The organism is Pseudomonas sp. IPO3774, from assembly GCF_013386835.1.
In the GTDB taxonomy this organism is placed as follows: Bacteria; Pseudomonadota; Gammaproteobacteria; order Pseudomonadales; family Pseudomonadaceae; genus Aquipseudomonas.
Genome location: NZ_JACAQY010000017.1, coordinates 183,744 through 202,334 on the forward strand (window position 1 = coordinate 183,744; position 18,591 = coordinate 202,334).

An 18,591-nucleotide genomic window follows, 5' to 3' on the forward strand; every position below is an offset into this window, starting at 1 on the left:
ACATGAGCAAATTCTGGAGCCCGCTCGTCAAGGATCTCGTGCCTTACGTGCCCGGTGAGCAACCGAAGCTGACCAAGCTGGTAAAACTCAACACCAATGAAAACCCCTACGGCCCATCGCCCAAGGCGCTGGCTGCCATGCAGGCCGAGCTGAACGACAATCTGCGTTTGTACCCGGACCCCAACAGCGACCTGCTCAAGCAGGCGGTGGCCAAGTACTACGGGATCGACGCGGGCAAGGTGTTCCTGGGCAACGGCTCCGATGAAGTCCTGGCGCACATCTTCCACGGTTTGTTCCAGCACGACCTGCCGCTGCTGTTCCCGGACATCAGCTACAGCTTCTACCCGGTGTACTGCGGCCTGTACCGCATTGCCTTCGACGCAGTGCCGCTGGATGAACAGTTCCAGATCCGCGTGTCGGACTACGCCAGGCCCAACGGCGGGATCATCTTCCCGAACCCGAACGCGCCGACCGGTTGCGTGATGGCGCTGGACGCCGTGGAGCAAATCCTCAAGGCCAGCCCGGACTCGGTGGTGGTGGTCGATGAAGCCTATATCGACTTCGGCGGCGAGACCGCCATCAGCCTGGTGGACCGTTACCCGAACCTGCTGGTGACCCAGACCCTCTCCAAGTCGCGCTCCCTGGCCGGTTTGCGGGTGGGCCTGGCCGTGGGCCACCCGGACCTGATCGAGGCGCTGGAGCGGGTCAAGAACAGCTTCAACTCCTACCCGCTGGACCGTCTGGCGATTGTCGGCGCGGCCGCCGCTTTTGAAGACCGCGAATACTTCCGGAACACCTGCAAGTTGGTGATCGATAGCCGTGAAAAGCTGGTGGCGCAACTGCAGGCCAAGGGGTTTGAAGTACTGCCGTCGGCGGCCAACTTCATCTTTGCCCGGCATCCAGGGCACGACGCTGCCGGGCTGGCGGCCAAGGTGCGGGAGCAGGGGGTGATTGTGCGGCACTTCAAGCAGGAGCGGATTGCCCAGTTCCTGCGGATCAGTATTGGCACGCCGGAGCAGAACCAGGCGCTGATCGATGCGTTGGGCGAGCTGTAAGCCACACTGAAACTCAAAAAAATGTGGGAGCGGGCTTGCTCGCGAATGCGGTGGTTCAGTCACTGATGTGCTGAATGACACACTGCATTCGCGAGCAAGCCCGCTCCCACACTGGTTTTGCGTTGGCAGTTAGATCAGCGGCTCATCCGGCTTCCTGTTCTTCCAGCCGTCATTGCCCGGCAGCAGCAGATTCAACGCAATCGCTACCACCGCACACAGGGCGATACCCTTCAGGCCAAAGTCATCCGGGCCAGTGCCGGTGCCTACCAGCACACCGCCAATCCCGAACACCAGGGTCACCGACACAATTACCAGGTTGCGCGCTTCGCCAAGGTCGATCTTGTGGCGGATCAGGGTGTTCATCCCCACTGCGGCAATCGAGCCGAACAGCAGGCACAGAATACCGCCCATCACCGGGACTGGAATGCTTTGCAGCAGCGCGCCGAACTTGCCGATAAACGCCAGGCTGATGGCAAACACCGCCGCCCAGGTCATGATCTTCGGGTTGTAGTTCTTGGTCAGCATCACCGCGCCCGTCACTTCCGCGTAGGTCGTGTTGGGCGGGCCGCCGAACAGGCCGGCAGCGGTGGTGGCGATCCCGTCACCCAGCAGGGTGCGGTGCAGGCCAGGCTTCTTCAGGTAGTCGCGACCGGTCACGCTGCCCACCGCAATCACACCACCGATGTGTTCGATCGCCGGGGCCAGGGCCACCGGGACGATAAACAGGATCGCCTGCCAGTTGAATTCCGGCGCGGTGAAGTGGGGCAGGGCGAACCACGGTGCGGCGGCGATCTTCGCGGTGTCGACTACGCCGAAGTAGAACGACATGGCGAAACCCACCAGCACGCCGGAGATGATCGGCACCAGGCGGAAAATGCCTTTGCCGAACACCGCCACGATCAACGTGGTCAGCAGCGCCGGCATCGAGATCAGCATGGCGGTCTGGTAGTGGATCAACTCGCTGCCGTCACCGGCCTTGCCCATCGCCATATTGGCCGCAATCGGCGCCATGGCCAGGCCAATGGAAATGATCACCGGCCCGATCACCACCGGCGGCAGCAGCCGGTCGATGAAACCGGTGCCCTTGATCTTCACGGCCAGGCCCAGGAAGGTGTAAACGAAGCCGGCCGCCATCACGCCGCCCATGGTCGCCGCGAGGCCGAACTGGCCTTTGGCGAGAATGATCGGGGTGATAAACGCAAAGCTCGACGCCAGGAACACCGGTACCTGGCGCCCGGTAACCACCTGGAACAACAAGGTGCCCAAGCCTGCGGTGAACAGGGCGACGTTTGGATCGAGACCGGTGATCAGCGGCATCAACACCAGCGCGCCAAATGCTACGAAGAGCATCTGTGCGCCAGACAGGATCTGGCGCCAAAGCGGGTCGTTGAACTCATCCTGCATGGTCACGCGTCCTTCTGCTTGGTACCGAAGATCTTGTCGCCGGCATCGCCCAGGCCCGGGATGATGTAGCCATGTTCATTCAGGCGTTCATCGATGGATGCGGTGTAGATCAACACGTCCGGGTGGGCTTTCTCGACGGCGGCGATGCCTTCGGGAGCGGCCACCAGCACCATGGCGCGGATGTCCTTGCAACCGGCTTTTTTCAGCAGGTCGATGGTGGCAACCATGGAGCTGCCGGTGGCGAGCATCGGGTCGATGATCATCGCCAGGCGCTCGTCGATTTCCGGTACCAGTTTTTCCAGGTAGGTGTGGGCCTGCAGCGTCTCTTCGTTGCGGGCCACGCCTACGGCGCTGACCTTGGCACCCGGGATCAGGCTGAGCACGCCTTCGAGCATGCCGATACCGGCACGCAGGATCGGCACCACGGTAATCTTCTTGCCGGCGATTTTCTCGACCTGGACGGGACCACACCAACCGGCGATCTCGTAGTTTTCCAGGGGCAGGTCTTTGGTCGCCTCGTAGGTGAGCAGCGCTCCGACTTCCTGAGCAAGCTCACGGAAGTTCTTCGTGCTAATGTCGGCGCGGCGCATAAGGCCGAGTTTATGTCGGATCAGCGGATGGCGGATCTCACGGATGGGCATGGGGAAAGGCTCCGGCGGCGGGCAAAAAAACCGGCCTAGATTAATCTATCCGAGGGTGTTGTCCTATAGACATCTAGTACGTTAGTCCATTAAGGCTTGAACGTTGCGCCTCACATGCGTACCTTTGCCCGCTTTTCTTGCCACAGCACCCCCTTGGAGAGCGCCATGTCCGCTGATCTCGAGCATATCCGTCAAATCATGCGCGAGGCTGACTGCCTGTACACCGAAGCGCAAGTCGAAGAGGCCATCGCCAAGGTCGGCGCGCACATCTCCCGTGAAATGGCCGACACCAACCCGGTGGTCTTTTGCGTGATGAACGGTGGCCTGATTTTCGCCGGTAAATTGCTCACCCACCTGCAATTCCCGCTGGAAGCGTCCTACCTGCACGCCACTCGCTATCGCAATGAAACCAGTGGCGGCGACCTGTTCTGGAAAGCCAAGCCGGAAGTCTCGTTCATCGACCGCGACGTGCTGATCATCGACGACATCCTCGACGAAGGTCACACCCTGGGCGCGATCATCGACTTCTGCAAACACGCCGGCGCGCGCAAGGTGCACACTGCCGTGCTGATCGACAAGGACCACGACCGCAAGGCCCGTCCGGACCTGAAAGCCGATTACGTGGGCCTGCCGTGCATTGACCGTTACATCTTCGGTTACGGCATGGACTACAAAGGCTACTGGCGCAACGCCAATGGGATCTACGCCGTCAAAGGGATGTAAGCGGGATTCAGGCGCAGGGTTGTCATGCTATCGTGCTTGGCCCCTGCGTCTGGAGCTGTTCATGAGCCTGTTGATTCGCACCTGCGCCGCCCTGGCGCTGACCCTCAGTTTGCCCCTGGCGGCTGCTCCGGCGCCGCTGCACAGCCAATTCCTGCCGCCCGACGACCTGACCCTGCGCGCCGAAACCCCGGACCAGCAGCAATTGCTGCAAGTCACCGAGTATTCGGTGGTGGTGGGTAACCAGCGCCAATCCACCCAGCAGCCGATCCCGGTGACCTCGCCGTTGATGATCCGCCTCAAGGGCAAGTCCCTGAACAAAGGCGCGACCATCGTCCAGGTGATTCTCAATTTCGATGCTGAAAGCAAAAGCCTGAAAAAGCCGGTGTTCGACGACAAAAGCAAAACCCTGACCTTGTCGTATCCGGTGACCCAGTATCGGGTGATCGTCGACTTGTTGCGCAATGACACGGTCTATGTGCAATTCCTCACTTACGCCAACGGTCATATCTGGGCCGATTTGCACACCGGGGCGGTGCGCGCCAAATAATCCAGCCAACGCGCATTCGGCGGTGTAAATACAGTCAATGTGGGAGCTGGCTTGCCTGCGATAGCGGTGGGTCCGTTGGCCCATCTGTTACTGATGCACCGCTATCGCAGGCAAGCCAGCTCCCACATTGGTTCGCGTAGCTTTCGAAGCCGCTGTGCCGCAGGTAAACTGCTTTTCCCGTGTAAATGTCTGCAGGCTGGAGTCGGTAATGCGTAAAGATAAGAAACAGGTGATTGGTGATGAAATCGGCGACGAGCAAATCAAGCTGTTCCTGGATTTCGAGCCGGTAGACGCCACTTCGCCGTCCCTGCACAAACTGATCAAGGCCTACCGCGGCCTGCGTATCGACGACTTCGAACGCTTCCTGGTTTTCTTCAAGGAAGCCGGCCTGGACCTCGATGGCAAGGACGAGCATGGCCTGACCTTCGTTGAAGTGATCAAGGACCAGCGCAACGCCGCCGAGTACATCGAGCTGATCGAACAAGCTCGCGGCTGATTGTTGCGGACGAAAAAAAACGCCCCGTTAGGGGCGTTTTTCGTTCCCACGCTCTGCGTGGGAATGCATCAACTGACGCTCTGCGTCACGACGCTCAAGCGTAGCTTTCGGTCTCGCTGCTCTGCTCAACCAGTTCCAGGCTGATGTTGTTCTGCGTGTTGATCTTGCGATACAGCTCGGCATCGGTCTCCAGGACCTTTTCCCGAGCCGGGAAGATCTCGTGCAGCTTGGCGGCCCACTCACCGGCCGCTTTCGTCGGGAAGCAGCGTTCGATCAGTTCCAGCATGATCGACACGGTCACCGAAGCACCTGGGGACGCGCCCAGCAGGGCGGCCAGCGAACCGTCCTTGGCCGCAACCAGTTCGGTACCGAATTGCAGCACGCCGCCTTTCTTCGGGTCTTTCTTGATGATCTGCACCCGTTGGCCGGCCACTTCCAGGCGCCAGTCTTCGGCTTTTGCCTCAGGGTAGAAGCGACGCAGGGATTCCAGGCGCTGCTCCATGGACTGGCGCACCTCGCTGACCAGGTACTTGGTCAGGTCCATGTTGTCCCGGGCCACGGCCAGCATCGGGCCGATGTTGCCGGCACGAATCGACATGGGCAGGTCAAGGAACGAGCCGTGCTTGAGGAACTTGGTGGTGAAACCGGCGTATGGCCCGAACAGCAGGGATTTCTTGCCGTCGACCACACGGGTGTCGAGGTGCGGCACCGACATCGGTGGCGAACCCACGGCCGCCTGGCTGTAGACCTTGGCCTGGTGGTGCTTGACCACTTCCGGGTTGTCGCAACGCAGCCACTGGCCGCTGACCGGGAAGCCGCCGAAGCCCTTGCTTTCCTCGATGCCCGAGGCTTGCAACAGCGGCAGGGCCGCGCCACCGGCGCCGAGGAACACGAACTTGGCGTCCACATCACGGGAATTGCCGCTGTTGACGTCCTTGATGCTCACGGTCCAGCCGGCGCCGTTGCGCTTGAGGCCGGTGACGCGCTTGCTGTACTTGACCTGGGCATCCGGGGCGCTGGTCAGGTGCGAGAGCAACTGGTTGGTCAGGGCGCCGAAGTTGACGTCGGTGCCGTTCATCACGCGGGTGGCGGCGATTTTTTCGTCCAGCGGGCGGCCGGGCATCATCAGCGGCATCCACTCGGCCATCTCGCTGCGGTCTTCGGTGTAGTGCATGTCCGAGAACGCGTGGTGCTGGCTGAGGGTTTCAAAACGCTTCTTGAGGAACGACACGCCTTTCTCGCCCTGTACGAAGCTCAGGTGCGGCACGGGGCTGATAAAGGATTTGGACGAGCCAAAGGTGCCTTTCTTGGTCAGGTAGGCCCAGAACTGCTTCGACACCTCGAATTGGGTGTTGATGTGCACGGCTTTCTTGATGTCGATGGAGCCGTCGGCGGCCTGCGGTGTGTAGTTCAGCTCACACAGCCCGGCGTGGCCGGTACCGGCGTTGTTCCACGGGTTGGAACTTTCCGCGGCACCCGAATCCATCAGCTCAACGACTTCCAGCTTGAGGCCGGGGTCGAGCTCTTTGAGCAGTACGGCGAGGGTGGCACTCATGATGCCCGCACCTACCAGTACTACGTCGACTGCTTCGTTATGCGCCATTTAACGCGTCTCCAAAATCTGCAGCACCAAATTGACGGCATGGCTGCCAGGAGTGACGGGGCGGTTCACGTGATGCCCCAGGTTACCCATGGCCAGGATCGCCATGTCCGATTCTTCGCAATTTATCGCAAGCGGACGCTGCCGACCGGGCCTGATCTGCGTATGAACGCATTTAAGGGCGCCTGTGGCAATTCGACTTATGGTCAAGCTCGTCCGATCGTGCAACCAAATCCGTAGCGGACAGGCTTCAAGCTCCGGTTCTTGAGGAGTGCTCGGTCCTGTGTGGTGGGGCTGTTCCAGACGCTGATGGTGCTTGTACAAACGCAAAACTATTCATTTGCTCGCCACACTCTTGTGAAGTTGTGAAAACCCGTTTTTTTCACGCTCTTTTGAAGACGTGAACCTCAAAAAAGGGCTGCCCCAGCCTGGCACCTGGCCCGAAATCACTGCCGGCAAGCGGCAAAACGGGCAAACAACTCAAGTGGCCGAGCGCATGGCAGCTCTGGCAGATTCGGGTAAAGACGATGGTTTGCAGAGAAAACAGCAAGCTCGCCAGCTTCACACGATCTGTGTGGGCGGCTCTCTGTGGGCGGTGCGGGGGAGCTAATACAAGTGCATTAGCGATGCTGCGAGGCCCGATCAGGAGACGTCCTTATAATCGGGGGGAGATTGTAGCGAAGAAATGCGCGCAAATGGACGTGTTTAATGACTTTTATTAGCAGTCTGGTCAGGAGGCCAACGCGTGCCGTGCCTGTGGCTGCGAAACCCGGGGGCTGACGCGCGCGCTGGCGGGCAGCGGACGGTGCATCCAGCTCAGGCGGGTCTCTTCGACTTCGACCCAGCCTTCACCGACGGGCGGCAGGCTGCACTGCTTGAAAGCCTGGCAGCAGCCTTGGGCGTCGAGCAGGGCGAAGTGGCGATGGCTGGCGTGGGAAAAGAACAAAGATTTGAGAAGGCGCATGGCTGTGTACCCGGTTCGTTACATGCTGCGAAGGTTGGCAGTCTGGCATGACATTGAGGTGACGGTTCTGTGTGAAAATTGTAATTTCGCCGACAGTTCAGGCGCCGTTCAGGAATTCTGGTGAGTGGCGAGCGCTCACCGTTATACTGGCGCCCTGTTTGCATCTAGTCCTGGAGAAATGAGTATGTTGCAACGCCTGTTGTTCGGTTTGATCACTGTGACCAGTTTGACCCTGGTTGGCTGCGCCCACAGCCCGCAACAACTCAGCCCGCAACCGAAAATCACCACCCAGCTGGCGCCTGTCGGCCATGGCCAGCCGGTGTCGGTGCGTGTGGTTGACGGTCGTCCGTCGCCGACCCTCGGCACCCGTGGCGGCCTGTACCCGGAAACCAGCGCCATTACGGTGACCGGTGCGGACGTGCTGCCCAAGCTGCAAGCCCAGGCCGAAGCGGCCGTGCGCCTGTTGGGCTTCACCCCGTCCAACTCGCCAGGTGCGCCACAACTGACCATCACCCTGGCCGAGCTGAAGTATCAGTCGCCCAAGGAAGGCCTGTACGTGACTGAAGCCACCATCGGCGCGACCTTCAAGTCCGACGTGACTGCCGGTACCCGTCGCTACAGCGGCCGTTACGGCGCATCCCTGGACCAGCGCTTCGGCATGGCGCCGAACCAGGAAACCAACACCAAGCTGGTCAGCGACGTGTTGAGCGATGCCCTGACGCGCCTGTTCAAGGACCCGAGCATCGGTTCGCTGCTCAGCTCGCAGTAACCGTCAGGCGGGCGCGGAGCGCCCCAGCCGGCATTCCTTTGCGGCGCGTGGGAACGATGACCGGGCTCAGCGATGAGCCCGGTTTTATTACGCCTGCCGTTTTCATGCAGCCGTTTCGACATAAAAGTCCAGCACACTCACGCCAGTGAGCAAGTCCAGCTCCGGCAGGTCGGCATGTTGATGCCCGCCGAGGGCGCAATACACCAGCCAGTGGCGGTCCTGCACATTGAACGCGAGGCCGCCCACCAGGGCCTCTTGCTCATCGCTTGGGGCAATCAGATACAGCTGATCCTGGTTCTGCGCGTGCAACATGACAAGCTCCCGGGCTTTCGAAGGGCAACAGAGTGGCTTGTTAAGGTGACGTTCAGGTGACGCTGTAAATTACTGGATACATTAGCCGTCAATGGGGAAGGAGTAATGACGCGCAGGCGGCGCATATCATTCAGGTTTGTATCTGGATTGATACCAAGACACTGATACATCGAGGTTTGCGATGTCGCTGACCGCACTACTGCTCAATTCCCTTGCCCTGTTACTGGCCTGCCCGGCGGCATGGCTGCTGTTTGTCACGCGCCTGCATGAACAGCGCGCGATGGCCCGCCTTGCCGCGCAAAGCGAACTGCGTGCCATTGATCAGCCGATGCTGTATCTGGACGTGTTGACGCAGCGTACCTATCGCCTGTTCTACCGGTTGGGGTTTGCCTGTCTGGGGCTGGCGTTGCTGGTGTCCTTTCTTAGTACCCGATTGTAAGAACACCCTAAAAACAACTGTGGGAGCGGGCTTGCTCGCGAAAGCGCGGTGTCAGTCAATACATGATTGGCTGATCCACCGCCTTCGCGAGCAAGCCCGCTCCCACATTGGGTTTGCGCTGTTGCTGGTACCGGGTTACAGGGCAATCCCGGCCTTGACCCGGTACTGATTCCTCACCGGCGTCGCGTATTGCAACACCAGATACGGCCGATGCTCGGCCGGGCACGCATTCAAGCGCCGCTCCCACTCTGCCTTCGCCTTGGCCAACTCGTCCGCCGGGAATACCTCGGCTGCGGTCGGTACCTGCAATTGCGGATCGGCATCGCTCCATTGGGCGTACGCCAGGTAATGCACCGGGAACAACCGATAACCGCCCAGGATCTGCCGGTCCATTTCGATCGCCAACAGCTTGGTGTCTTCGAACGCCTCAGTGATCGGCGGCGCGAAGTTGACGTGTACCCGGCCCTTGTAGCCGGTGATGCCCAGGGCGATGCTCACGTCATCTTCCCCCGGCGCCTTGCTGTAGGTGCCGGTGGTGGCGCGGATGTACAGCTCGCGGGCCTTGGCTGCGTCGCACGGGTCGTATTCGTAGCTGATGGACACGGGCGTCAGGTTCAGTGACTGGATGACCTCGGCGAACGGCTCGTCCTTGCGGCTCATGTGGAACATCTTGAGGATCGCCGACTCGGTGCGATCATCCCCGTCCTTGGCGCGGCCTTCGGCCTGGGCGATCCAGATCGACTGGCAGTCGTTGCGAATCGAATGGTTGATGTAGGCCGACAGCAACTGGTAGGCCGCCATCTTCTCTTTGCGCCCGGTGATCGAGCGGTGCACGATGAAACTCTTGTTCAGGCGCATCAGGTCGCTGACAAACGGCTTTTGCAGCAGGTTGTCGCCGATGGCGATGCGTGGCGTCGGCAGGCCGGCGTGATACACGGCGTAGTTGACGAAGGCCGGGTCCATCACGATGTCGCGGTGGTTGGCCAGGAACAGGTAGGCGCTGCCGGACTTGAACTGCTCCACGCCGGTATAGGTCACGCCGTCGGTTGCCCGCTCGATGGTGTGGTCGACGTAAAACTCGACTTTGTCCTGCAGCGTGGCCACGGTAGTGACGCCGGCGAACTCACGGCGCAGTTTATGAGCGATCATCGGCTTGAGCAGCCAGCCGAAGGCGCCGGCAAAGCGCGGGAAGCGAAAGTGGGTCAGGATGTCCAGAAAGGCCTTGTCACTGAACAGTCGGGCCAGCACTGCCGGGACTTCGCTGTCGTTGTAAGGTCGGATGGTATCGAATTCGCCCATCATGCTCTCTTGTTAGAAACGGCTAGGGTAAGTAAAGGTTTGGAACAATAAATATCAGGGCGTGGTCCGGGCAATTGGCCGGGACGAAAAATAGCCCTGTAAATAGACCGGCGATTATACGCACAAGTCACCTTGGAGACCGCGATGGAAGAGGAGTCGTACGAATGTCCTTATTGTGGAGAGGTAGTCACGGCGCTACTGGACCTGTCGGCGGGCGATCAGGAATATATTGAGGACTGCCCGGTGTGCTGCCGGCCCATTGTTTTCGAGCTGCAGGTTCATGACGACGAATGGATGCTCAACGTGCGCAGCGAGAACGAATAAAGGTACGCCCATGCAGCGAATCTACGAGCCGGAAAACCTGATGGAAGGCGAGCTGCTGCAAGGCATGCTCGAAAGCGAGGGCATCACCGCGCACCTGGTGGGGCGCGATTTGCTCGGGGGTACCGGCGAACTGCCGATCTATGGCCTGCTGGCGCTGGCGGTGGAGAACGACCAGGCCGCCTACGCCCGCGAGCTGATCACCGCCTACAACGGTGCGCAACCACTGCCCGGTGATGAACCCGACAGCTTTCCCGACGTGCTGGTCTGTTAGGCTGTCGGCCAGTTTCTCCAAGAGTCGTGTTGCCCCATGTGTGGACGTTATGCCCTGTTTCGCTGGAACCCCGCGTTTGCTGCCTTGCCGGGCTTCCCGGCCGACCAGCAGGCCCAGTGGAACATCTCTCCCAATGACTCGGTGCTGATCCAGCGCCTGAGCGACGGCCAGCACACCCTGGCGCGGGCGCGCTGGGGCCTGACGCCGCCCTGGCTGACCGATCTCTCTCGTACACCAGCCCATGCCCGGGCGGAAACCCTTGCCGAACAGCCGATGTTTCGCGAAGCGTTTCGTCAGCGCCGCTGCCTGCTGCCGGCCAATGGTTTCTACGAATGGCGCGGCACCCAGCGCAAGCGCCCGTACTGGCTGACGCCGGGGGAGGGCAGCACGCTGTTCTTTGCGGCGATCTGGGAGGCGTATCCGGTGCAGGAGCAGGTTTGGTTGAGTACGGCGGTGGTGACCCAGGCGGCGCAGAGTCAGCGCCGACCGTTGATTCTGGATGCGGCGGGGCAGGCAGCCTGGCTGAACCCCGAGACGCCGCTGCACACCTTGCAGGCCTTGTTGGCCAGTGAACCCACCGCGTTGCGCGAGCGGGTGCTGGCCAATATGGTCAACGATCCGAAGCTGAATGGACCGGAGTGCCTGACGCCGGGTTGAGCGTTGTGTTGAATCGGCCGGCCTCTTCGCGAGCAAGCCCGCTCCCACATTTGATTGCATTTCAACTGAAGGAATGCGATCGAATGTGGGAGCGGGCTTGCTCGCGAAGGCGCCCGAAAGGGCGCCGCTTGACTCAAACCTTGAACTGATTGATCAACCGTCGCTGCTGCTCCGCCAGCTTGGTCAGGTCTGCGCTGGCCGCGCTCGACTCATCCGCTCCGCCGGCCACTTCATTGGCCACCTGTCCGATATTGATCACGTTACGGTTAATGTCCTCGGCCACCGCGCTCTGTTCCTCGGCGGCGCTGGCGATCTGGGTGTTCATGTCGTTGATCACCGACACCGCCTGGGTAATGGTCTCCAGCGCCTGAGCCGCCTTGGCCGCGTGTTGCACGCTTTCATCGGTGCGATTCTGGCTGTCTTCCATCACCCGCACCACGTCGCGGGTGCCTTGTTGCAGTTGCTGGATCATGGCCTGGATTTCTTCGGTAGCCTTCTGGGTCTTCTGCGCCAGGTTGCGCACCTCGTCGGCCACCACCGCAAACCCGCGCCCTTGCTCACCGGCCCGTGCGGCTTCGATTGCCGCGTTGAGCGCCAGCAGGTTGGTCTGCTCGGCAATCCCGCGAATCGCCGTGAGGATGGCATTGATGTTCTCGCTGTCCTTGGCCAGCGCCTGCACCACACCGACCGCCTTGCCGATTTCCTCGGCGAGGGCGCCGATGGAGGTGGAGGTGTCGCGCACAATCTGCATGCCCTGGCTCGCCGCTTGATCAGCGTGGCTGGCGGCCTGTGCGGCCTGGGTGGCGTTGCGCGCCACGTCCTGTGCGGTCGCGGTCATCTCGTGCACGGCGGTAGCCACCTGGTCGATCTCGACCATTTGCTTGTGCACGCCCTGGTTGGTACGAATCGCGATGTCGGCGGTGTGCTCCGACGAGTCGCTGACCTTCTGCACCGAACTCACCACCTGGGTAATCATCCCCTGCAACTTGGCCAGGAATGTATTGAAGCCGCTGGCAATCGCCCCCAGTTCGTCGGCGCGATCACTGGTCAGGCGCCGGGTCAGGTCGCCTTCGCCCTGGGCGATGTCATTGAGCATCGCCACCATTTGCTTGAGCGGCCGGGCAATGCCGTGGCCCACCAGCCAGATCACCAGCAAGCCGATGCCGGCGATCAGCAGCCCGGCCACGGCCATGCCGAAAATATCGGTTTTGCGCTGGGCGTCGAGGTCGTGCTGCATCGCCTGCAGGTCGGCCATTACCGCACTCAGGGGCAGTTGCAGGAGCAGGGTCCAGCGGGCGTCGGTCTGGCCGATGTTGAACGGCAGGAACAGCTCGATATGCCCGTGTTGCTTGTCCACGTCATAGCGCACCTCGCCGATCTTCAGTTGGCCGAGGTTGGCCAGTTCGTTGCTGTCCAGCAGGTCGCTGGCCTTTTCCCCGAGCTTGCTGGCGTCCTTGGTGTAGGCCACCAGCCGACCGTTGCTGGAAATCAGCGCCAACTCGCCAGCACCGTTGTACAAATTCTGATCGGCCTTGGTGAGCATTTCCTGGATGAAGTTCACCGACAGGTCGGCGCCGACGATGCCCTGGAAGGTGCCGTCGATCATGATTGGTTCGATAAACGAGGCGAGCATCACCATCGCATTCCCGACTTTATAAGGGGCCGGATCGATGGCGCAGGGCTTTTTGCTTTCCTTGGAACACAGGTAGTACTCACTGGCGCGCACGCCGGTGGACAGGATGGTCTGGTCGGCCACGTCAGCCAGTTTGTCCAGGCCCAGGCTGCCGTCGGCATTGCGGAACCACCACGGCAGGAAGCGGCCGTTGGTTTCGATGCCGACCACCGGGCTGTTGACGTAGGCAGCATCGTTGTGGTCGATGGCGTTGGCTTCCCAGCCTATATAGGCGCCAAGAATCTTCGGGTTACGCACCACGGTTTCGTGGATCAGGTTGATCAGTTGTTCACGGGAGACCGCCAGTTGCGGGTTGCCGTTGGCGTCTTTCATGCCCATCAGGGCGTTGGCGGTGGCCAGGCCCTTGGCCGTCACCAGCGGTGCTTCGAGTTCGCGCTGGATCAGCGTCGCCTGGGTTTGCGCCAGGGCGGTCAGGCGCTGCTCGATGATTTGTTCGAATTGACCCTGGGTGCGTTCCTGCACCATCTCCTGGGTGCGCGCCCCGGCGAACAAGGCATACAGCACCAACACCACCACCACGCTCAGGACAATGGCCCCGGCCAGTGCCGCGACAGAAAATTGAATCGACTTGAACTTCATGACGGCTCCGAACGCAGGGGGAGATTGGCTGCTTGTGTATATCGGCCGCGGGCGGGGGAGACATGAGGGCCATTACCTCAAAATGGCTGTGCCGGATGGGCGAATGTCGTAAATGGAATGGTTGCCAGCGTTTGTGAATTTTTTGCGGCAGTGTGGGATGTATCTGAAATCAGGTGGCTATACGTCTGTTGTATCTGGCGTCGATACAATTGGCCGACTACGATACGCGCCATGTTTTCAGGGAGCAGGTTGATGAAAAAGACAGTGGCGGTATGTGCGTTGGGCGCGGCTTTGTTGCTCGCCGGTTGTCAGTCGGTCAACACCACCAGCGGCGGCGCCGTGGGCGTTGAGCGCAAGCAGTACATGTTCAGCATGTTGTCGAGCCAGGAAGTCGACCAGATGTATGCGCAGTCCTACCAGCAGACCCTGGGTGAAGCCAGCGGCAAGGGCCTGGTGGACAAGACCAGCGCCAACGCCAAGCGCGTGCAGGCGATTGCCAACCGCCTGATCGCCCAGGCGCCCACCTTCCGCCCGGATGCGGCGCAGTGGAAGTGGGAAGTGAACCTGATCAAAAGTGACGAGATGAACGCCAACTGCGGGCCTGGCGGCAAGATCTTTGTCTACAGCGCGCTGATCGACAATCTCAAGTTGACCGACGACGAACTCGCCGCCGTGATGGGCCATGAAATTGCCCACGCCTTGCGTGAACACGGCCGCGAAGCCATGTCCAAGGCCTACGGTATCGAAATGGCGAAGCAGGGGGCCGGTGCGTTGTTCGGCCTCGGTCAGGACAGCCTGGCGCTGGCCGATACCGTGGCCAACTACGGCATGACCTTGCCCAACAGCCGCAGCAATGAAAACGAAGCGGACCTGATCGGCCTGGAGTTGTCGGCGCGTGCCGGTTACAACCCGAACGCGGCGATTACCCTGTGGAACAAAATGGCCAAGGCTTCGGAAGGCTCGCCACCTGAATTCATGAGCACCCACCCTGCCTCCGACAGCCGGATCGCCTCGTTGCAGGCGGCGATTCCGAAGGTGATGCCGTTGTATCAGCAGGCGAAAAAATCCTGATTTATAAGGCTGAAATGCAAATCTGAATGTGGGGGCCCGGCTTGTGTGGGCGTCGGGCTTGCCCGCGATGCAGGCACCTCGGTGTGTCAGTTGCACCGAGGTGATGCTGTCGCAGGCAAGCTAGCTCCTTCAAAAGCCCAGCCCCCATATCGGGTTGCGTTTAGATCCAGCCGCTGCTCTGCATGGCCTTGTACACCGCAACAATGGCCAGGATGAAGAATGCCGTAGCCGCCAGTCGACGAATCAGCGTCAGCGGCAATTTGTCCGCGGCAAAATTACCCGCCAGCACCACCGGCACGTTGGCAATCAACATGCCCAGGGTCGTGCCGATAATTACCAGCCACAGTTCCGGGTATTGCGCCGCGAGCATCACGGTAGCGATCTGGGTCTTGTCGCCGATTTCCGCGAGGAAGAACGCGATCAGCGTGGTCAGGAAGGGCCCGAACTTGCGGGAAGTGCTGGCTTCGTCATCGTCGAGCTTGTCGGGCACCAGGGTCCACAGCGCCGTGGCGCAGAAGCTCGCCGCGAGGATCCAGTGCAGCACCGCATCCGAGAAGAAACTCCCGAACCAGGCCCCCACGGCACCGGCGGCCGCATGGTTGGCCAGGGTCGCGGCAACGATGCCGGCGATGATCGGCCAGGGTTTGCGAAAGCGTGCAGCGAGAATGAGTGCGAGCAGTTGCGTCTTGTCGCCAATTTCGGCCAAGGCAACGATTGCAGTAGGGACGAGCAGAGAATCCAGCATCAGGTAAGTTCCAGGGGCGGGTCGACACGGCTATGACACGTACAGCCTTCCCGCCCCGGGTAAGGTGTTCGTGTCATAGGTCTTGTCAAACCCCGGTCCGTCTGTGCGGACTCCTGGGTCGCATACGCCATGGCCTGTTGACCAAGTATGTTGACGTATGCCGGACGAGCGTGGCGCTCGTGGGAGACTACTCCCCTAGGACGGAGCGGATTCTGCCTAGGCAAAATCCATTCGGCAAGCCTTCTTTTGGAAAAAGATCTCAGCCGCGCTTGGCACGGTAAATGCGAAAACCCTGGCCTTCTGCCTTGATTGCGCACACCCCAAGATGCTCTTCGATCAGCGGCTGATACTTCAGGAAGCTGTTCGCGACCAAGCGAAGTTCGCCGCCTTTTGCCAGATGTTTGGCCGCTTTTCGCAGCAGGTTCTCGGTGGCGAAATAATCGGTGTGCACCCCGACGTGGAACGGCGGGTTGCTCAGAATCGCGTTCAGATTCATCGGAGCAGCGTCGATGCCATCACCGGTCAACACCTCGGCTTCCAGGCCATTGGCCGCCAATGTCAGGCGACTGCTGGCAGCGGCAAAGGCATCCACGTCGAGCATTGTCACCGTGTTATGCGGGTAGCGACGCTTGACCGCTGCCCCGAGCACACCCGCGCCACAACCGAAATCCAGCAAGTGACCGCTCGGCAACTTGTCCAGATGCTCCAGCAGCAATGCGGTACCGCGATCCAGCCGACCGTGGCTGAACACGCCCGGCAGGCTCAACACCTTGAGCGGGCCCTCAGCCAGCGGCACCTCGAACACCTGCGCCAGGCTCTCCAGTTCTACCGGCTCGGGGGCGTTGGCCACCGTCACCAGCCACAACTGGCAGTGCCGCGCGTTGTCGAGCTTGCGCGGCTTGCCGAACGGATTCAGTTGCTTGGCCGCGCTTTCGATGCCGCCTTTCTTCTCCCCCACCAGGTACAACTCCTTGCCGGGCAAACGCGCCGCCACGGCATTGAGCAGGTAGTCGGTGAGGTCCTTGGACTTGGGCAGGAACACCACCGCGGTCTCGAACGAACGCTCGGGCACCTTCACACCGAACTGGCTGCGCTCGGCAAAACGTGCGTCCAGTGCGGCCTGGTCGCCGGCGTGCCAGCTCCAGCCATGGGCATTGGGCAGGCGGCCCAGCAGGTCGTCGGCGGGCAAGCCCACCAGCAGCACGTCGCCTTGAAAAAGTTCGGCCTGGCGAAGCAGTACTTCACTGCGCGGATCCATGGTCTGCTCCTTGAAAAGGGGCGCAGTTTATCAACTGACGACACGCAGCGGGGCGCCGCTGAAAAAGCCCTGAGCGTTTTCGATCAATTGGCCGACGATCCGCTGCCGGGCTTCGCGGCTGCCCCAGGCGTTGTGCGGGGTGACGATCAAGCGCGGGATGTCGCCGGCCAGCAACGGGTTGCCGTTCACCGGCGGTTCCACGCTCAATACATCGGTCGCCGCGCCGCCCAGGTGCCCACTGCGCAAGGCATCGGCCAGGGCCTGTTCGTTGATCAAGCCACCACGGGCGGTGTTGACGATAAACGCGCCGGGCTTGAGCAAGGCGAGTTCGCGGGCACCGATAAAGTCGCGGGTGTGTTCGTTGAGCGGGCAGTGCAGGGTCAGCGCGTCGACCTGCGCCAGCAACTCATCCAGCGGCACGCGATCGGCGCGGGCCGGGCGGCCTGGAATCGCACCCAGGATCACGCGCATGCCAAAGGCTTCAGCCAGGCGCGCAACGGCACCGCCCAATTCACCATGGCCCAGCAGCCCGAGGGTTTTGCCTTCCAGTTCGACGATCGGGTAGTCCAGCAGGCAGAACTGCTTGGCTTGTTGCCAGTGCCCCGCCTGCACATCCCGTTGATAGTCGTTCAGGCGCGTCGCCAGGTTCAGCAGCAGCATGATCGTATGCTGCGCCACCGATGGCGTGCCGTAACCCTGGCAATTGCTCACGGTAACGCCGTGGGCGCGGGCGGCAGCGAGGTCGACGTTGTTGGTGCCGGTGGCGGTCACCAGGATCAGCTTCAGCTCGGGACAGGCCGCCAGGGTCTCGGCATTCAGCGCGATCTTGTTGCTGATCGCCACCTGCGCGCCTTGCAGGCGTTCGATAATGTTTTCGGGTGTGGTCTGCTGGTGCAGGCTCAGTTCGCTGAAGAGTGCCTGCAACCCGCTGAGGTCCAGGTCCCCGAGGTCCAGGGAAGGGTGATCAAGGAAGACGGCGCGGCGATTGTTCGTCATCAACTGTACCTTTTGCGGCGGGATTCGAAGGCGTAATCTGCCGAGCCTATCAGATGAAATAATCAGTTACTTCCTGGAGTGTGCATGTACCTCACCGAGTTCTTGACCGTGGCACTGATTCACCTGTTGGCGGTGGCCAGCCCTGGCCCGGATTTCGCCGTGGTGGTACGTGAAAGCGTGACCCATGGCCGACGGGCCGGCACCTGGACGGCGTTGGGCGTCGGTTCGGCGATTTTCCTGCACGTGGGGTATTCGCTGCTGGGCATCGGCTTGATCGTGTCCCAGTCCATCGTGCTGTTCAATGCGCTGAAATGGGCGGCGGCGGCCTACCTGCTGTACATCGGCTTCAAGGCCCTGCGCGCCCAGCCGGCCAAGCCTGCCAGTGAAGAAGACCTGCACCTGGAAGCGGGCGAGCGCACTGCCCGTGGTGCGTTTACCTCAGGGTTTGTCACCAACGGCTTGAACCCCAAGGCCACGCTGTTCTTCCTGTCGCTGTTCACCGTGGTGATCAATCCCCACACGCCGTTGGCGGTCCAGGCCGGTTACGGCGTGTACCTGGCCGTGGCGACCGCGATCTGGTTTTGCCTGGTGGCCATGCTGTTCAGCCAGCAACGCGTACGCGCCGGTTTTGCACGCATGGGCCACTGGTTCGACCGCACCATGGGCGCGGTGCTGATTGCCATCGGTGTGAAGCTGGCCTTTACCAGCATGAAATAAGCCGGATGCTGGCTCAAAGCTAGCATTCATT

At 61.1% G+C, this 18,591-nt stretch carries 21 protein-coding genes, 1 pseudogene and 1 riboswitch; of the genes and pseudogenes, 11 read left to right on the forward strand and 11 right to left on the reverse strand.

The features are described 5' to 3' along the window. The first annotated feature begins 2 nt into the window (after nt 1–2). Nucleotides 3–1,055 (forward strand): histidinol-phosphate transaminase, encoded by a 1,053-nt coding sequence (gene hisC / locus HYE77_RS11255; protein ID WP_003216145.1) that lies wholly within the window; start codon nt 3–5, stop codon nt 1,053–1,055. Between the two features lie 129 nt (nt 1,056–1,184). On the opposite strand, the gene HYE77_RS11260 is transcribed toward hisC, so the two are convergent. Then, nucleotides 1,185–2,459: a uracil-xanthine permease family protein gene (locus HYE77_RS11260; RefSeq protein ID WP_087692860.1), complete on the reverse strand. Its 1,275-nt coding sequence runs from the start codon at nt 2,457–2,459 to the stop codon at nt 1,185–1,187. Between the two features lie 2 nt (nt 2,460–2,461). Further along, nucleotides 2,462–3,100, reverse strand: coding sequence for a uracil phosphoribosyltransferase (upp, locus tag HYE77_RS11265; RefSeq protein ID WP_003216149.1), 639 nt, complete (start codon nt 3,098–3,100; stop codon nt 2,462–2,464). Between the two features lie 165 nt (nt 3,101–3,265). On the opposite strand from upp, the gene HYE77_RS11270 reads away from it, so the two are divergent. The 3 genes from HYE77_RS11270 to HYE77_RS11280 all read left to right on the forward strand — a co-directional run bounded on the left by HYE77_RS11270 (nt 3,266) and on the right by HYE77_RS11280 (nt 4,866). After that, nucleotides 3,266–3,823: a hypoxanthine-guanine phosphoribosyltransferase gene (locus tag HYE77_RS11270; protein ID WP_003216150.1), complete on the forward strand. Its 558-nt coding sequence runs from the start codon at nt 3,266–3,268 to the stop codon at nt 3,821–3,823. A 61-nt stretch (nt 3,824–3,884) separates the two neighbouring features. Next, nucleotides 3,885–4,370 carry a hypothetical protein gene (locus tag HYE77_RS11275; protein WP_177068790.1) on the forward strand — a complete coding sequence of 162 codons (486 nt, stop codon included), beginning with the start codon at nt 3,885–3,887 and terminating at the stop codon, nt 4,368–4,370. A 208-nt stretch (nt 4,371–4,578) separates the two neighbouring features. Continuing rightward, on the forward strand, nt 4,579–4,866 hold the full coding sequence (locus HYE77_RS11280) for a PA4642 family protein (RefSeq protein ID WP_003216153.1): 288 nt from the start codon (nt 4,579–4,581) through the stop codon (nt 4,864–4,866). A gap of 94 nt (nt 4,867–4,960) precedes the next feature. Here HYE77_RS11280 and mqo read toward each other — a convergent pair whose 3' ends face one another. Both mqo and HYE77_RS11290 read right to left on the reverse strand, forming a co-directional pair. Then, complete coding sequence (mqo, locus tag HYE77_RS11285) at nt 4,961–6,469, reverse strand: malate dehydrogenase (quinone) (RefSeq protein ID WP_003216154.1); 1,509 nt, start codon at nt 6,467–6,469, stop codon at nt 4,961–4,963. 727 nt (nt 6,470–7,196) lie between these two features. After that, complete coding sequence (locus tag HYE77_RS11290; RefSeq protein WP_003216156.1) at nt 7,197–7,430, reverse strand: hypothetical protein; 234 nt, start codon at nt 7,428–7,430, stop codon at nt 7,197–7,199. Nucleotides 7,431–7,614: 184 nt separating this feature from the next. Between HYE77_RS11290 and HYE77_RS11295 the strand changes: the two genes are divergently transcribed. Then, nucleotides 7,615–8,199, forward strand: coding sequence for a YajG family lipoprotein (locus tag HYE77_RS11295; protein WP_003216157.1), 585 nt, complete (start codon nt 7,615–7,617; stop codon nt 8,197–8,199). A 102-nt stretch (nt 8,200–8,301) separates the two neighbouring features. Here HYE77_RS11295 and HYE77_RS11300 read toward each other — a convergent pair whose 3' ends face one another. Beyond that, complete coding sequence (locus tag HYE77_RS11300; protein ID WP_177068791.1) at nt 8,302–8,511, reverse strand: hypothetical protein; 210 nt, start codon at nt 8,509–8,511, stop codon at nt 8,302–8,304. 181 nt (nt 8,512–8,692) lie between these two features. Between HYE77_RS11300 and HYE77_RS11305 the strand changes: the two genes are divergently transcribed. Then, the gene (locus HYE77_RS11305; RefSeq protein WP_003216159.1) at nt 8,693–8,950 is read left to right on the forward strand and encodes a hypothetical protein; all 258 of its coding nucleotides are present in this window, start codon (nt 8,693–8,695) and stop codon (nt 8,948–8,950) included. Nucleotides 8,951–9,085: 135 nt separating this feature from the next. On the opposite strand, the gene HYE77_RS11310 is transcribed toward HYE77_RS11305, so the two are convergent. Continuing rightward, nucleotides 9,086–10,249 (reverse strand): 1-acyl-sn-glycerol-3-phosphate acyltransferase, encoded by a 1,164-nt coding sequence (locus HYE77_RS11310; protein ID WP_029615884.1) that lies wholly within the window; start codon nt 10,247–10,249, stop codon nt 9,086–9,088. A 144-nt stretch (nt 10,250–10,393) separates the two neighbouring features. Between HYE77_RS11310 and HYE77_RS11315 the strand changes: the two genes are divergently transcribed. From HYE77_RS11315 to HYE77_RS11325, 3 genes are read left to right on the forward strand one after another with little or no spacing between them, the layout of a single operon-like run. Then, entirely contained in the window at nt 10,394–10,573 is a 180-nt protein-coding gene (locus tag HYE77_RS11315; protein ID WP_102369897.1) for a CPXCG motif-containing cysteine-rich protein, read from the forward strand. Nucleotides 10,574–10,583: 10 nt separating this feature from the next. Continuing rightward, nucleotides 10,584–10,844: a putative signal transducing protein gene (locus tag HYE77_RS11320; RefSeq protein WP_017477710.1), complete on the forward strand. Its 261-nt coding sequence runs from the start codon at nt 10,584–10,586 to the stop codon at nt 10,842–10,844. Nucleotides 10,845–10,880: 36 nt separating this feature from the next. Then, entirely contained in the window at nt 10,881–11,501 is a 621-nt protein-coding gene (locus HYE77_RS11325; RefSeq protein ID WP_003216163.1) for an SOS response-associated peptidase, read from the forward strand. Between the two features lie 133 nt (nt 11,502–11,634). Here the strand turns inward: HYE77_RS11325 and HYE77_RS32945 are convergent, their stop codons facing one another. Together HYE77_RS32945 and HYE77_RS32950 are read right to left on the reverse strand one after the other, a co-directional pair. Further along, nucleotides 11,635–12,477 carry a methyl-accepting chemotaxis protein gene (locus HYE77_RS32945; RefSeq protein ID WP_371319411.1) on the reverse strand — a complete coding sequence of 281 codons (843 nt, stop codon included), beginning with the start codon at nt 12,475–12,477 and terminating at the stop codon, nt 11,635–11,637. A gap of 15 nt (nt 12,478–12,492) precedes the next feature. Further along, nucleotides 12,493–13,773 (reverse strand): annotated as a pseudogene (locus HYE77_RS32950) (HAMP domain-containing protein); the annotation flags it as partial. A 252-nt stretch (nt 13,774–14,025) separates the two neighbouring features. On the opposite strand from HYE77_RS32950, the gene HYE77_RS11335 reads away from it, so the two are divergent. Next, nucleotides 14,026–14,844, forward strand: coding sequence for a M48 family metallopeptidase (locus HYE77_RS11335; RefSeq protein ID WP_003216165.1), 819 nt, complete (start codon nt 14,026–14,028; stop codon nt 14,842–14,844). A 160-nt stretch (nt 14,845–15,004) separates the two neighbouring features. Here HYE77_RS11335 and HYE77_RS11340 read toward each other — a convergent pair whose 3' ends face one another. The 3 genes from HYE77_RS11340 to HYE77_RS11350 all read right to left on the reverse strand — a co-directional run bounded on the left by HYE77_RS11340 (nt 15,005) and on the right by HYE77_RS11350 (nt 17,843). Then, entirely contained in the window at nt 15,005–15,589 is a 585-nt protein-coding gene (locus HYE77_RS11340) for a TMEM165/GDT1 family protein (RefSeq protein WP_003216166.1), read from the reverse strand. A gap of 88 nt (nt 15,590–15,677) precedes the next feature. Next, nucleotides 15,678–15,797: riboswitch (yybP-ykoY riboswitch) on the reverse strand. 51 nt (nt 15,798–15,848) lie between these two features. Further along, nucleotides 15,849–16,847, reverse strand: coding sequence for a class I SAM-dependent methyltransferase (locus HYE77_RS11345; RefSeq protein ID WP_177068793.1), 999 nt, complete (start codon nt 16,845–16,847; stop codon nt 15,849–15,851). Nucleotides 16,848–16,877: 30 nt separating this feature from the next. Then, nucleotides 16,878–17,843, reverse strand: coding sequence for a 2-hydroxyacid dehydrogenase (locus tag HYE77_RS11350; RefSeq protein ID WP_003216168.1), 966 nt, complete (start codon nt 17,841–17,843; stop codon nt 16,878–16,880). Between the two features lie 84 nt (nt 17,844–17,927). On the opposite strand from HYE77_RS11350, the gene HYE77_RS11355 reads away from it, so the two are divergent. Beyond that, nucleotides 17,928–18,560: a LysE family translocator gene (locus HYE77_RS11355; protein ID WP_003216169.1), complete on the forward strand. Its 633-nt coding sequence runs from the start codon at nt 17,928–17,930 to the stop codon at nt 18,558–18,560. Nucleotides 18,561–18,591: the final 31 nt, after the last annotated feature.

Coding starts and splice junctions, on each gene's coding strand:
- hisC (WP_003216145.1), top strand. CDS start 3: ATGAGCAAATTCTGGAGCCCGCTCGTCAAGGATCTCGTGCCTTACGTG.
- HYE77_RS11260 (WP_087692860.1), bottom strand. CDS start 2,459: ATGCAGGATGAGTTCAACGACCCGCTTTGGCGCCAGATCCTGTCTGGC.
- upp (WP_003216149.1), bottom strand. CDS start 3,100: ATGCCCATCCGTGAGATCCGCCATCCGCTGATCCGACATAAACTCGGC.
- HYE77_RS11270 (WP_003216150.1), top strand. CDS start 3,266: ATGTCCGCTGATCTCGAGCATATCCGTCAAATCATGCGCGAGGCTGAC.
- HYE77_RS11275 (WP_177068790.1), top strand. CDS start 3,885: ATGAGCCTGTTGATTCGCACCTGCGCCGCCCTGGCGCTGACCCTCAGT.
- HYE77_RS11280 (WP_003216153.1), top strand. CDS start 4,579: ATGCGTAAAGATAAGAAACAGGTGATTGGTGATGAAATCGGCGACGAG.
- mqo (WP_003216154.1), bottom strand. CDS start 6,469: ATGGCGCATAACGAAGCAGTCGACGTAGTACTGGTAGGTGCGGGCATC.
- HYE77_RS11290 (WP_003216156.1), bottom strand. CDS start 7,430: ATGCGCCTTCTCAAATCTTTGTTCTTTTCCCACGCCAGCCATCGCCAC.
- HYE77_RS11295 (WP_003216157.1), top strand. CDS start 7,615: ATGTTGCAACGCCTGTTGTTCGGTTTGATCACTGTGACCAGTTTGACC.
- HYE77_RS11300 (WP_177068791.1), bottom strand. CDS start 8,511: ATGTTGCACGCGCAGAACCAGGATCAGCTGTATCTGATTGCCCCAAGC.
- HYE77_RS11305 (WP_003216159.1), top strand. CDS start 8,693: ATGTCGCTGACCGCACTACTGCTCAATTCCCTTGCCCTGTTACTGGCC.
- HYE77_RS11310 (WP_029615884.1), bottom strand. CDS start 10,249: ATGGGCGAATTCGATACCATCCGACCTTACAACGACAGCGAAGTCCCG.
- HYE77_RS11315 (WP_102369897.1), top strand. CDS start 10,394: ATGGAAGAGGAGTCGTACGAATGTCCTTATTGTGGAGAGGTAGTCACG.
- HYE77_RS11320 (WP_017477710.1), top strand. CDS start 10,584: ATGCAGCGAATCTACGAGCCGGAAAACCTGATGGAAGGCGAGCTGCTG.
- HYE77_RS11325 (WP_003216163.1), top strand. CDS start 10,881: ATGTGTGGACGTTATGCCCTGTTTCGCTGGAACCCCGCGTTTGCTGCC.
- HYE77_RS32945 (WP_371319411.1), bottom strand. CDS start 12,477: ATGATTACCCAGGTGGTGAGTTCGGTGCAGAAGGTCAGCGACTCGTCG.
- HYE77_RS11335 (WP_003216165.1), top strand. CDS start 14,026: ATGAAAAAGACAGTGGCGGTATGTGCGTTGGGCGCGGCTTTGTTGCTC.
- HYE77_RS11340 (WP_003216166.1), bottom strand. CDS start 15,589: ATGCTGGATTCTCTGCTCGTCCCTACTGCAATCGTTGCCTTGGCCGAA.
- HYE77_RS11345 (WP_177068793.1), bottom strand. CDS start 16,847: ATGGATCCGCGCAGTGAAGTACTGCTTCGCCAGGCCGAACTTTTTCAA.
- HYE77_RS11350 (WP_003216168.1), bottom strand. CDS start 17,843: ATGACGAACAATCGCCGCGCCGTCTTCCTTGATCACCCTTCCCTGGAC.
- HYE77_RS11355 (WP_003216169.1), top strand. CDS start 17,928: ATGTACCTCACCGAGTTCTTGACCGTGGCACTGATTCACCTGTTGGCG.